Source organism: Archangium violaceum Cb vi76, assembly GCF_000733295.1.
Taxonomy (GTDB): Bacteria; Myxococcota; Myxococcia; order Myxococcales; family Myxococcaceae; genus Archangium; species Archangium violaceum.
Genome location: NZ_JPMI01000220.1, coordinates 162,915 through 175,299 on the forward strand (window position 1 = coordinate 162,915; position 12,385 = coordinate 175,299).

8 protein-coding genes and 1 pseudogene are annotated in these 12,385 nt (G+C 66.2%); 6 read left to right on the top strand and 3 right to left on the bottom strand.

Annotated elements, in window-relative coordinates; translation table 11 throughout:
* Positions 1-89: 89 nt before the first annotated feature.
* Positions 90-869, bottom strand: a complete 780-nt coding sequence (locus Q664_RS29515) for an SDR family oxidoreductase (RefSeq protein WP_043403233.1) — start codon at positions 867-869, stop codon at positions 90-92.
* A 146-nt stretch (positions 870-1,015) separates the two neighbouring features.
* Here Q664_RS29515 and Q664_RS29520 point away from each other — a divergent pair.
* The 4 genes and pseudogenes from Q664_RS29520 to Q664_RS59395 all read left to right on the top strand — a co-directional run bounded on the left by Q664_RS29520 (position 1,016) and on the right by Q664_RS59395 (position 6,422).
* Positions 1,016-2,744 (top strand): annotated as a pseudogene (locus tag Q664_RS29520) (TldD/PmbA family protein).
* Between the two features lie 237 nt (positions 2,745-2,981).
* Positions 2,982-4,688: a GmrSD restriction endonuclease domain-containing protein gene (locus tag Q664_RS29525; RefSeq protein ID WP_043403235.1), complete on the top strand. Its 1,707-nt coding sequence runs from the start codon at positions 2,982-2,984 to the stop codon at positions 4,686-4,688.
* Positions 4,689-5,331: 643 nt separating this feature from the next.
* The gene (locus tag Q664_RS29530; protein WP_052518823.1) at positions 5,332-6,084 is read left to right on the top strand and encodes an SDR family NAD(P)-dependent oxidoreductase; all 753 of its coding nucleotides are present in this window, start codon (positions 5,332-5,334) and stop codon (positions 6,082-6,084) included.
* Positions 6,085-6,179: 95 nt separating this feature from the next.
* Positions 6,180-6,422, top strand: coding sequence for a DUF6310 domain-containing protein (locus tag Q664_RS59395; RefSeq protein WP_043403238.1), 243 nt, complete (start codon positions 6,180-6,182; stop codon positions 6,420-6,422).
* A 55-nt stretch (positions 6,423-6,477) separates the two neighbouring features.
* Here Q664_RS59395 and Q664_RS29540 read toward each other — a convergent pair whose 3' ends face one another.
* On the bottom strand, positions 6,478-7,119 hold the full coding sequence (locus tag Q664_RS29540; protein WP_043403241.1) for a hypothetical protein: 642 nt from the start codon (positions 7,117-7,119) through the stop codon (positions 6,478-6,480).
* 386 nt (positions 7,120-7,505) lie between these two features.
* Between Q664_RS29540 and Q664_RS29545 the strand changes: the two genes are divergently transcribed.
* Complete coding sequence (locus Q664_RS29545; protein ID WP_052518824.1) at positions 7,506-9,905, top strand: hypothetical protein; 2,400 nt, start codon at positions 7,506-7,508, stop codon at positions 9,903-9,905.
* Positions 9,906-9,968: 63 nt separating this feature from the next.
* Here the strand turns inward: Q664_RS29545 and Q664_RS29550 are convergent, their stop codons facing one another.
* A complete protein-coding gene (locus Q664_RS29550; RefSeq protein WP_152622404.1) occupies positions 9,969-10,634 on the bottom strand; it encodes a single stranded DNA-binding domain-containing protein in 666 nt (221 codons plus the stop codon).
* A gap of 252 nt (positions 10,635-10,886) precedes the next feature.
* On the opposite strand from Q664_RS29550, the gene Q664_RS29555 reads away from it, so the two are divergent.
* Positions 10,887-12,338: a chondroitinase-B domain-containing protein gene (locus Q664_RS29555; RefSeq protein WP_043403349.1), complete on the top strand. Its 1,452-nt coding sequence runs from the start codon at positions 10,887-10,889 to the stop codon at positions 12,336-12,338.
* The last annotated feature ends 47 nt before the right edge of the window (positions 12,339-12,385 follow it).

Genomic DNA, 12,385 nt, shown 5'->3' on the forward strand with positions numbered 1-12,385 from the left:
GGACCGGCCCGGTTGCCGTTTCCGCCCGAACGCCGGAGGCCCCGCTTCGACGCCTTGAGGGGGGGCGCCGGGGCGGGGCCTCCGCTTTTTCACGGACGCCGGGTGCCGGGCGGGCCGCCCTCGGGGAGGGCCAGGTCCTCGGACGCGTAGTACGCGAGGACCTGCTGCCGGTACTCGGGCCGCGAGTACACGTCCGGGCGGGGCCGCTCGATGACGTCCACGAGGACGCCCGCGGTCTCCTCGACGGATTGCGCGCCGGGAATCTTCCGCGAGTCCACGCCACCGCCGAGCGCGTTCACTCCGAACTCCGTGGCCACCACACCGGGCAGGAAGGTGGTGACATGGATGTCCGGGTACTGCTCGCGCAATTCCTGGCGCAGGTTGGCCGTCAGCGCGTTGAGTGCGTGCTTGGCCGCGTTGTAGGCCGAGCGCACCGGGACGTACGGCACCCGGCCCAGCATGGACGAGACGTTGATGAGGTGCCCCGTCCCGCGCGCCTGGAAGTGCGGCAGCACCGCCTGGATGCCGTAGAGGGCGGACTTGACGTTGACGCGCATCATCTCGTCGAAGTCCTCGTCGGTGAGCTGGGAGACGAGCTTGCTGATGCCGCGCCCGGCGTTGTTCACCCAGACATCCACGCGCCCGAAGCGGGCGAGCGCCGCGTCCAGGATGCGCTGCACGTCCTCACGCCGCGACACATCCGCGACGACCGGGAGCGCCTCGGGGCCCACGCGCGCCGCCACCTGGCGCAGCTCGGGCTCGCGCCGCGCGGCGAGCACCACCTTCCAGCCCTTCTTCCCCACCTGCTCCGCCAGGGCGGCCCCGATGCCCGAGCTCGCCCCGGTGATCACCACCACTTTGTCGTCCATGAACGTCTCCTGAGGAATCCCCGCTCGCGGTGCTGTCTATCCCCGTGCCCCTGGACCGTCCAGGCAAGCGACGCGAGGGGGTTTTCACCCGGCGTTCATGCGAGGTGGAACATGCCGGCTGGGGCGGGCTCGGCTAGAGTCGGGGGGTGCGAACCCGAAACTGGACAGTCCTTCCCCTGCTCGCCGCCTCCGTTCTGCTCACCGCCGCCGCGCCCCCTCCGGACGCGCGTGTGGCACTGCTGGACGCGATGGCGGAGGAGCTTCAACGCAACCAGAAGCAGCTCAAGCTGCAGAACCACGAGCCGCCGTACTTCATGAGCTACCAGCTCAAGGAGGGCGAGCAGGCCGGCATCGTCGCCCGGTACGGGGCGATCTTCCTGGATGACACGTACCACGATCGCAAGCTGTACGTGGACGTGCGGGTGGGCTCGTACGACTTCGACAACTCGGGCCCCGAGGAGTACGACTTCTTCGGCGGCGGCAAGGGCTCCAGCTACATCGCCAACAAGGACGCTCCCGTCGATGACTCGCCGCTGGCGCTGCGCACCGCGCTGTGGCTGGTGACGGACGAGAAGTACAAGGCCGCGCTCTCGCAGTTCCTCAAGAAGAAGGCGGACAACGTCTACGCGGTGGAGGAGCCGAGCAAGACGGCGTCCTTCTCCAAGGAGAAGCCGGTCACGTACGTGCAGCCTGCGGTGGCCTACCCGTTCGACCACGACCGGTGGGTCCGGGTGGCGCGCGAAGTGTCGGCGCGCTTCAAGGCGCACCCGGAGATTTTCGACTCGGAAGTGCGGGTGACGGCGGAAAAGACGAGGCGCCTGTTCGTGTCGACGGAGGGCAGCCGAATCGTGTCGGAAGAGACGATGTACGGGCTGCACGTGATGGCGGTGACGCGCGCCGAGGACGGGCAGCTGCTGGACAACTCGCGCAACTACTACTCGCCCACCGAGGCGGGACTGCCGGACGACAAGAAGCTGGCCGAGGCCGCCAACAAGGTGATCGAGGAGCTGCTGGCGCTGCGCAAGGCACCGGCGATCGATCCGTACACGGGCCCGGCGATCCTCGCGGCGGAGGCTGCGGGGGTGCTGTTCCACGAGACGATGGGGCACCGGCTGGAGGGAGATCGGCAGGATGGGGGAAGGGGAGGGGAAGACGTTCCGGGGCCAGGTGGGCAAGCTGGTGCTGCCGCCGTTCATCACGCTGGTGGATGACCCGACGGTGCGCACGCTGCGGGACGAGCCGCTCAATGGCTTCTACGTGTACGACGAGGAGGGCGTGAAGGGGCAGCGGACGGTGCTGGTGGAGAAGGGAGTGCTGAAGGGCTATCTGCTGTCGAGGCGGCCGGTGGAGGGTTTCCTGCAGTCGAACGGGCACGGGCGCAGCCAGGGCACGCGCAAGCCGGTGGCGCGCATGGCGAACCTGATCGTCGAGTCGTCGAAGCAGGTGGATGACGCGGAGTTGAAGAAGCAGCTGATCGCCGAGGCGAAGCGTCAGGGCAAGCCGTACGGGCTCATCATCCGGGACATCACGGGTGGCAACACGAACACGTCGAGCTACGGTTACCAGGCGTTCAAGGGCGTGCCGCGGATGGTGTACCGGGTGGACGTGAAGACGGGGCAGGAGTCGCTGGTGCGCGGGGTGGAGATCGTGGGGACGCCGCTGTCGTCGATCAACCGGATCATGTCGACGGGCCGCAAGCAGGGCATCTTCAACGGCTACTGCGGAGCGGAGAGCGGAAACGTGCCGGTGTCCACGGTGGCGCCGGCGGTGCTGCTGCAGGAGATCGAGTTGCAGCGCACGGTGGAGGGCAAGGACCGTCCCCCTATCCTGCTCAGCCCGACGGCGGCCACTACCGCCAGCGATGAAGTGAAGTAGGCGCCACGGGGAGAAAGGTTCAAATCCTGTCTCCGTGACCACCTAAGCAGTCGGAATCATTCGGTTACGGGCTGGAGGCCTTCTGGGTCTCCAGCCCGTCTCCATTTTGGGCTTCCAACCTCGTCCCCTCCAGCATACGGATGGCCTCCGACTTGGCCGCCGGGCGATTCCCGGGTGGTGCCAAGCCAGAACGCCTGATATGGCCACCCGCTAGCCGATCCACGCAGGAGAGAAGCTTTGAGCTACCAGTCACGCTCGCTCTACAAGATCATCGAAGCGATCAACAACCGCAGCTTGTTCCTCCCTCACATCCAGCGTCCCTTTGTCTGGTCGAAGGAGCAGATGCAGCGTCTCTTCGACAGCTTGATGCGCAGCTATCCCATCCAGACGATGCTGTTCTGGCGGACCAAGGACGAGATCAAGGCACGCAGGTTCATGCCGGAACTCAAGTGGGAGGCAGATCTCCACCTGCTTTACGACAATGATGCGAGCAAGCCAGGGATCGAGAAGACCTTTGTGCTCGATGGTCAGCAACGAATCCAGACGCTCTACACGCTGTTCTCTGGCGGCGTTTACGTTGATGACAAGCTGCCCATTGAAGAGGCCTATGTCGATGTGACCAGTGGAACCAGCGTCGATGCCAGAGGGCTCTTGTATCACCTGGAATTCTCAGCGACGCCCAAACCCCTGCCCTTCTATCGCTTGCGTGACCTTCGCGAGCGCGATGACAGGAAAGCGGCATTCGACATCAGCTCTGCCCTCAATGATGCGCTTGACACCCAGTTGATCGCGGAGTCCCCCGAGGCTCGAAGGAAACGACAGAGTCAGGTTCATCGAAACCTGTCTCAGATTCACACGCTCCTGAGGAACGACGGCTACTTCTGGGTCGAGGAACTTGATGGCGTGGCCAACGACTACCCTTATACGAAGATCCTCGAAATCTTCGTTCGCGTGAACTCCGGTGGTACCAAACTGGACGCGGCGGACCTGATGTTTGCCGCCATCAAGAGCGTCTGGGAGCCGATCGAGAAAAACATCGAGGAAGCGGTTACGGCTCTCAACAACGACCGGCTCGCTTTCGAGAAGGATTTCGCGCTCAAGTGTCTGGTAACGGCCCATGGACGCGGTGCCACACTGACCCCCGACAAGTTCAACTCCCAGGCAGGCGATGCGCTCCTTGCCGACATCAAGACCCACTGGCAACGCGCCGAGGACACCTTTGATCAGTTGCGAGACTTCATCGTCAACGATCTCAAGATCTACTCGACCAAAGTCATTCGTAGCCACAACAGCTTCGTCCCGCTCTTCGACTACCTCTACAACAATCCAAAGCCTGATCCCGTGAGCCGTGCCTGGATGGTGGCCTACTACTACAAGTCACAGCTTTTCAATTGGTACTCCTCGGGCACAGACGGGACGATTGATGCCCTTCACGGCATTGTCGGCAAGCCGCTTAAGGAGTTTCCGCTCGTCGCAATCAAGAGCTACTTCGCGCCGTCCTCCGACGTCGAGGTCAAGCGCTCACACCTTGAGGACATGCGGCTCCGGTACATCTTCCTAAACATGGTATACGTCTCCCGCTTCGGTACCAGCCCGTTCAATGTCTCCTCCGAGAACAACGAGCCACAGATTGACCACATCTACCCTCAGAGCATGCTGAGGTCGAAGCTCAGTTTCGCCACAAGCGACATCAACCATCTCGGCAACTACCGCTTCATCGGTGCCTCCGACAACCTCCGCAAGCGCGCCGAACTCCCGGCCAGCTACTTCGCGAGGCTCATGCAGTCCGGCGTTGATATCTCTCACCACCTGCTCGTCGACAGGTTTGCTCAAGACCCGAGCAAGCTTGTGTTCGATCGGCCCACCTATCTGACCTTCCGTAACGAGCGTCTCGACAAGATCTTCGATATCGCCAAGAAGATCGTAAATCCCGAGCTACCCTGACAGGGGAACTCGGCCTGCCCCTCCTCTCGCGTCAGTGCCTTGGCAAACGGTGCATCCCCACCCTCGACAGGCGCCGCTGTGAAACGAGAGCATGGGAGAGGTGGGCCAACCGTCTGCGGCTCCGAATCCGCTGGGCCTTCCCACCCACGGGCTCTCTACTTGGCCTGCTTCGATGGCCTCGATGCGGCCGTGAGCCAGCGGATGGTAGTTCGAGGTGTCGAGAACGACCGTCTCGGCGGGCACCGCGGCGAGTAGCGGCGCTATATCCGGGATGCGGTTGAGGGGGAGCGAGAGAATGCCCATAGCGGCGTGCGCTCCATCGTCGACTCCACCGTCGCAGCCTGGGCCGGGCTCTTGAGCCTGCCCCGGTTTTGTGGACACACTTCATAAGTCGGCTACACGGGAGGTAGTGTGGGCCTGCCCCGGTGACGTGGACAGCGGGGTTGATGGTGACAACGCCGTTGACACTCACCGGGCGGCGCTGACGCGTCGGTTGACACGTCAGACAACCCGTCTGACACAGGCGTTCCGCGCGGTGCGGGCCCTCCGCTACTCGGAGAGGCTCGCGGCTGCGAACTGGCATTTGTCTTGCTGTGGTGCGCTCGCTCGAGGCTCTCACTCAACGCAGGAACAGGAGACATCCATGCTGCTCAAGGACAAGGTCATCATCGTCACCGGCGCCACGTCTGGCATTGGAGCCGCTACCGCCATGGAGGCGGCCCGGCAGGGCGCCCGGGTGGTGCTCGCCGGCCGCCGCGAGGAGAAGGGAGAGGCGTTGGCGGGTTACATCCGAGCCAACGGAGGCCATGCGCTCTTCGTCCGCACGGATGTCTCGAAGGAGGCCGACATCGAGGCACTCGTCGCGCGCACCGTTCGCGAGTACGACCGGCTGGATGGTGCCTTCAACAACGCTGGCATCCCCGGCCCCCTTGGGAAGCTCGCGGACCTCCCGCCGGCCGAGTACCGCCAGCTCATGACGGTCAACCTGGACTCCGCCCTCCTTTGCATGCGCTACGAAATCCAGGCGATGAAGAAGCGCGGTGGCGGCTCCATCGTCAACTGCGCCTCCATCCTCGGAGTCGTCTCCGGGCCCGGCTTCAGCGCCTACTCGTCGGCCAAGCATGGATTGCTGGGCATGACCAAGGCCGCGGCCCTCGACTATGCGACGGAGGGCATCCGCGTGAACGCAGTGCTGCCCGGTCCGATCGAGACGGAGCTCTGGGGCCACGTCGACCAGGGCGAGCAGCTCCGCCATGCCTTCGTCGAAGGCGTGCCAATGCAGCGCGCCGCCCGCTCGGAGGAGGTGGCCAGGCCGGTGCTGTTCCTGCTGTCCGACTGGTCCTCGTACGTCACCGGCACGACGCTCGCCATCGACGGCGGGTATACGGCCCGGTAAGGCCCCCGGCCACTCGTGAGGCAGGGGCCCAGTCGTGCACCCGCGACCGGGCCCACGGTCATGGCGGAGCCCGTGCCTGTCAGCGCAACCAACCGATGAAGAGCGTGTTGGTGGGCCCGGGCCAGAACGAGGCGGGCGCCAGGGCGATACCGCGCGCGAGGAGCTCGTGCACCGGCAGCTCGCTCTCAGAGTTCGCAGAAGAGAGCAGAATCGCGCGAGCCTGTGGGTATGACTTCGTGGTGGGGGGGAGCACCGAGGAGCACAAGGCCGCGCTGATGCCAGCACTCGAAGAGGCGGGCCTGCAGATCAAGGTCGTGGTGACGAGGTGCAAACGCTGACGTCGCAATGTCTGGGCGACGCGCATGGTGTACTGCCGCGCATAGCGGCTTCAGGTCAACCCCTGGCCGTGAGTACCAATACTCCTTCTTTCCGAGCTTCGGCTTTCCGGAGGGCGTGGGGGATGAAGGAGAAGAGCTCCTCGGGGTGGACACGGGTGTTGTTCCCGCCTCTCAACCACCTCCGGGCCCGGGCGAGCATCTCCGGGGAGGGGCGTTCGAGCACTGCCTCCAGGGCTGGCAGAAGCTCGCCAACGTCGCTCGGGGCTACGAAGAGGGCGCCGAAGTGGCCGGGTAGGTCTGCCACCTGCGCTGCCCCCAAGCCGAAGTACAAGGCGGCGGGGGCTGGGACGCGGTCGGTTATCATCAGGTTGCCATTGTCCTCGTCGAGCTGGATGCCCCAGCCGTTCGCCTCCGTGCCCGTTCTGATGAATCCCTGACCGAATGCACTCAGCGCCTCCGGACGGAAGAGCTCCTCGAACTCTTCGGTCCCTTCGGGGAATGTCCAAGAGCCAGGATGGGCAGGATCGGGAATAGCCTCGGGAGAAAGGGAACCTGGGTCCTCGCGCCAGCGGTTTAGTACCTGTCGCGCGGTCGGGTTCACAGGCGAGGCGGCCACAGCTGCATCGAAGCTCGACGCAACCTCCGAGGAGTGCTCGGGGGGTATGCAGACAGAGAGCCAGAAGAAGGGTACGCCCATTGCGAAAGCATATTCCTCCCTCGCGAGAGGAGCATAGGCGGCATGGGAGCCCTGTTGCGGGGGAGGGCCGGGGTAGGTGGTGGGCCAGGAGGGCCTTGAGACATGTCCTGGACGGTGAAGGATGCCCGCCCAAGGAGGACTGTACGTCGCGCTCCAGGCGCACCACTGCCTTGCGCGGGCGACCGGTTGCTGCGAGCTGCTCGAGTCAAGCTCTGGACCTGAGGCGGCCTGGCGCCGGGCGTGTGCGATTGGATGCAGGCTCGCCCCTTCAGGCGGATTGCCCCATCGACGGGCTGACATGAGGTTGCGCCCCATCCCTACCGGAGGGGGCGCATATGGAACAGACCAGGAGAAGAGCCACGTGGCTCGCGTGTTGGGGTGCGGCCTTGCTCGGAACGCTGGCGCTCGCGTGTGGACCGACGCCAGAGGACGAGCCGGACGTCGAGAACCTGTCACTCGAGGCCGGGACGGACGGCGTGCGGTCGCTGGGCTCGGAGGCACGGCTCTCCTCTGGCGTCTCCAGCCCCTTCGACGTGAGCCGGCCCGTCCTGGAGGCGCAACGCACGGGCTCCCCCGGGCCCTCCGTGGCCTTCGACGGCAAGGTGTACCTGGTCGTCTGGAGGGACGAACGCACCGGCGGCGTCTTTGGCTCGCGCGTGAAGCCCAATGGTCACATCCTCGACCCGGCGGGCATCCCGCTCAACCTCACCACCGGCATCTCGGGAGGCCGCCCCCGCGTGGCGTATGACGGCACCCAGTTCGTGGTCGTCTGGGTGAGCTCGGATGGCATCTTCGGCGCCCACGTGGAGGGCGACGGAGACGTGCGCCGTCACTTCACCCTCGGTTTCAGCGACGAGGCGGGCGGGCCACCCGGTATCGCCTGTACGAAGAAGCTGTGTCTGGTGGTCTTCACCTTCTCCGGTGACGACGAGAACGTCGTCGTCGCCGCGCGCCTGGACTCCAGGGGCACGGTGCTCGACCGGCGGTCGCTCTCACCCGGGTTCAACAACGCGTTCGATCCCGCCGTGGCGTGGGACGGAAGACAGTTCGTGGTCGTCTGGAGCGACGAGCGCGGCGGGGACGAGGGAGACATCTATGGGTCTCGCGTCAGGAAGGACGGCACGGTGTTGGACGGAATAGGTGTGCCCCTCATCGAGGTGCCCGCTGGCCAGGTCCGCCCCGACGTGACCTGGACCGGGGAGCGCTTCCTCGTCGTCTGGGAGGACGGCCGTGACGGGGAGCCGGACATCTACGGCGCGCGGGTGCATGGCGACCTGAGGGTGGTGGAGCCCACGGGCTTTCCCATCGCCACTCATCCTGGAGCCCAGTCCGCCCCGCGGCTGGCTCACGACGGCCGCGAATCGCTCGTCGCCTGGGGCGACATCCGCGGCGAGGACTTCCTCATTCGTGGCGCCCGCGTGTCGGATGATGGGGAGGTGCTGGAGCCGGCGGGATTCTCCCTGCCGTCCTCCGGGGACTCCCCGAAAGCGAGCGCCCCGGCGGTGGCCTCGAACGGCCGCCACTACTTCGTCACCTTCAGCGCCCAGGCCGAGGACGCCGAGCCCTTCGGCGCGGGGAGCCACATCCTCGGAACCCGGGTGAAGCACGACACGACGGTCCAGGACTCGCCGCCGCTTCTGTTCACCCGCTCGGCCACCGCGCAGGAACTGGCCGCCTCCGCGTATGGCGATGGCCAGTATCTGGTCGTCTGGCGGGAGGCTCGTGCCGACGAGGAGGAGCGGCTGCTGGCCACCCGTGTGCGCACGGATGGCCGCCGCCTCGGCTCCCCCGTCCTGTTGCCCACCGGGCTCAATCCCGGAACCATCTCGGTGGCCTTCAACGGAGCCACCTTCCTCGTGGTCTGGGATGAAGACGTCTCGCCGGATACCTTTGAACGAGACGTCCGGGGGGCCCGGGTGAGCAGTGCGGGCGTACTGCTGGATGCCACCAGCCTGCCCATCGCCGCGCTGGAGGACACCCAGACCCATCCCTCGGTGGCCTCCTCCGGGGATGGGTTCCTGGTGGTTTGGGAGGACGGGCGGACCAGCGGCGAGTTCGGCAACGTCACCGACCTTTTCGGGACTCGCGTCAGCTCCGCCGGCGCGGTGTTGGACCCTGGCGGCTTCCTCATCGCGGGCACCCTCGCCACCGAGGAGATGCCCTCGGTCATCGACGCCGGTGGCCACTCCTTCATCTCCTGGGTGCACTTCGACTTCACGGAGTTCGACACGGAGACGAGCATTCGCGGCGCTCGCGTGACGGAGAGCGGCACGGTGCTCGACTCGCCGGGGCTCCTCATCGCTCCGGGGCCGGCCTCCTTCGCGCCGCCCGCGCTCTCCTTCGACGGGACGAACGTGCTGGTGGCCTGGGCGGAAGGTCCGTTCTCGGCCGGCTCGAGGATCTCCGCGGCCCGCGTGAGCGGGAGCGGTGCCGTCCTGGACGCAGTGCCCATCACCGTCGCGATGGGTGAGACGTCCCGGACGCGGCCCACCGCCACGTTCGATGGCTCGAACCATTGGCTGGTATGGGAGGAGAACGGGCAGTCGATCCCCGAGAACGAGCCCGTGGACGTGCACGGCGCGCGCATCCGGCCCGACGGCTCGGTGCGCGACCCCGGTGGGCGGCCCATCGCCCGGCACGACGAGCCCGAGTACAGCCCCCTCGTCGTCTCCGACAGGGCCGGGCGTACGGCGGTGTTCTACACGGAGTTCGTGACGGAAGAGGACGTGATGAACACCCGCGTCCAGGGGCGGAGGCTCACGGGCTCCGGCTCCTCGGTCCGCTGAGGCCCAGGGCCGCGGTCACCCCGCGGACAGCGCCCCGGGCTTTGGCTTTCACCCGCCGGGACGTCACGGTACCGGGAGGATGCGGATGTCCTCCGGGAAGACAGGGTCCACCTCGTACTCGTCGAGGAACTGCGCGCTGAAGCCCTGGATGACGACGCGCTGCCCCTGTTCGAGCCCGCTCACGTCGATGCCCGTGCCGGCATTGACGAACACGAAGGTGGGGCCGGTGCCGTCATCCACCGCGAACTTGAATCCGAAGGGGAGGTCATCCTCGATGTCGCTGACGATGGTGCCCATGATGCGGACGAGGCGGCCCTCGGTCTCCTCGCTCACCTCGGCGGTCTTCACGGGGTGGGGCGGGGGGACGTTCTCCTCACCCAGCACCTCGATGGAGGTCGGGGCCACGCTGAGTACCTGTCCGAAGGAGTTGGTCAGTGTACCCGTCACACGGACCACCTGACCGACCTCGACGTCCGCGTCGAGCGAGTCGAGGATGTAGATGCCGACCTTCTTCTCCTGGATGGCGAAACCATTGTCGTTGGGGAAGAAGGCGCCTGTGAATGAGGTGGCCACACCGACCACCGTCACCGTACTGCCCAGGGGCTGCGCGCGAGCCGCGGCGATGGAGCCGTCTGGAGCCTCCGCCACGACCGGGCCAGGGACGACCAGGGCCGCCATCGCCATCAGGGCGGCCAGGCCGACCTTCCACTGCATCCGTAATGTGAACATGGGGTGCTCCGGGACTGACTTCTGTGAGGAATCGTCGAGCGCCTGCACTCGGTGGCGCGTCCAGGCGTATACGCCGAAGCCCGCGGCGTGGCAGCCGCACCCGGGTCACACGGTTTGTTCAAGTATGAGACGGTCATGTGTGCCGTCTCGGGTTGGGGGCACCTCTCGTCCACGGGTTCAAATCCTGTCGCCCCGGCCATCAGCAACTCCTCCCATCCCAGCGGGCATCGGGTAGCCTCACCGGTCATGCGGATGACCTTCCTTGCCCTGATCCTCCTGCCGCTGCACGCCGTGGCCGCGGTGAAGAACGTCTCGACTGTTGCCCAGTTGCAGTCCGCGCTCTCCTCGGCGCAAGCGGGCGATGACATCGTCCTCGCGGATGGCACGTACACGGTGAACGCCAACCTGAGCTGCGCGGCGGAGGGCACTGTCTCCCAGCCCATCACCGTTCGTGCCGCGAACCGGCACGCCGCGCGCATCCAGTTCAACGCGCTCGAGGGCTTCAAGGTGTCGGGCCGATACTGGACCTTCGATGGCCTGACCATCGAGGGGGTCTGCTCTCAGGACCCCGATTGCGAGCACGCGTTCCATGTCACGGGCCACGCGGAAGGCTTCGTGCTGCGCAACAGCCGCATCCGTGACTTCAACGCGCAACTCAAGGTGAACGCGTCGCCGAATGGCAGTGGCGTCTATGAGATGCCCCACCGGGGCCTCGTGGAGCACAACGAGTTCTACGATACGCACGCGCGCGCGACCTCCAGCCCCGTCACCAAGATCAACATCGACACCGGTGATGACTGGGTGGTCCGCGACAACGACGTGCACGACTTCTCCAAGGTGGGTGGCATCTCCTACGGCGCCTTCATGAAGAGCGGTGGCAAGCGGGGCGTCTTCGAGCGCAACCGCATCCTCTGCGTGAAGGACTCACCGAGCGGAGACACACGCATCGGCCTGTCCTTCGGCGGTGGAGGAACGGGCAATGCGTACTGTGCGCCCGCCTTCGATGCGAGTGTCCCCTGCGACCCCGAGCACACGGACGGAATCATCCGCAACAACGTCATCATCAACTGCTCGGACGTGGGCATCTACCTGAACAAGGCCGCCAACACGAAGGTGCTGTTCAACACACTCATCTCCACCACGGGCGTGGACTTCCGCTTCGCCTCCACCACCGGAGAGGCCCACGGCAACGTGTTGTCCTCGGCCATTCGCACTCGCGACAGCGGCAGCTTCGTTGCCGGCACGAACCTGATGAGCGTGGCCACGGGCACCTGGACCACCTGGTACCAGGCGCCCCTGAGCGGAGATCTGCGACTCAAGGGCAATGTGTCGCAGCTTCTCGGGGCCGCCGAGGCGCGGGCCACGGTGACGGACGACTTCTGTGCCCGCCCTCGTCCCTCGGGAGGGGCCTATACGCTCGGTGCGCTCGAGCACTCGCTGGGAGACTGCGGCGCGGGAACCGGCGCGGACGCGGGAACGGCTTCGGATGGGGGGACCGGCACGGATGCGGGGGAGCCCTCGGACGCGGGGACCGACGGCGGCCACCCCCTGCCGGGCACCGGTGATGGGAATGGGCAGGGCTCCTCGGGTGGGGGCTGCAATGCCAGCCCGGGCCTCACGGCTGGGCTCCTGTTCATCCTGTTGCCGCTGTCCGCCGCATCACGCCGGCGCTGGCGGCGAGCGCATCCGACGGTGGAGCGCTGAGGGGCGCATTCGTACCTGGAGTTGGCGAAACCCGCATGGCGAGGTGC

What these genes read in the sequence shown, in the direction of transcription:
- Q664_RS29515 (WP_043403233.1), bottom strand. Translation starts at nt 869, where the DNA reads ATGGACGACAAAGTGGTGGTGATCACCGGGGCGAGCTCGGGCATCGGG.
- Q664_RS59395 (WP_043403238.1), top strand. Translation starts at nt 6,180, where the DNA reads ATGAAGAGCGTGTTGGTGGGCCCGGGCCAGAACGAGGCGGGCGCCAGG.
- Q664_RS29530 (WP_052518823.1), top strand. Translation starts at nt 5,332, where the DNA reads ATGCTGCTCAAGGACAAGGTCATCATCGTCACCGGCGCCACGTCTGGC.
- Q664_RS29540 (WP_043403241.1), bottom strand. Translation starts at nt 7,119, where the DNA reads ATGGGCGTACCCTTCTTCTGGCTCTCTGTCTGCATACCCCCCGAGCAC.
- Q664_RS29555 (WP_043403349.1), top strand. Translation starts at nt 10,887, where the DNA reads ATGACCTTCCTTGCCCTGATCCTCCTGCCGCTGCACGCCGTGGCCGCG.
- Q664_RS29550 (WP_152622404.1), bottom strand. Translation starts at nt 10,634, where the DNA reads ATGTTCACATTACGGATGCAGTGGAAGGTCGGCCTGGCCGCCCTGATG.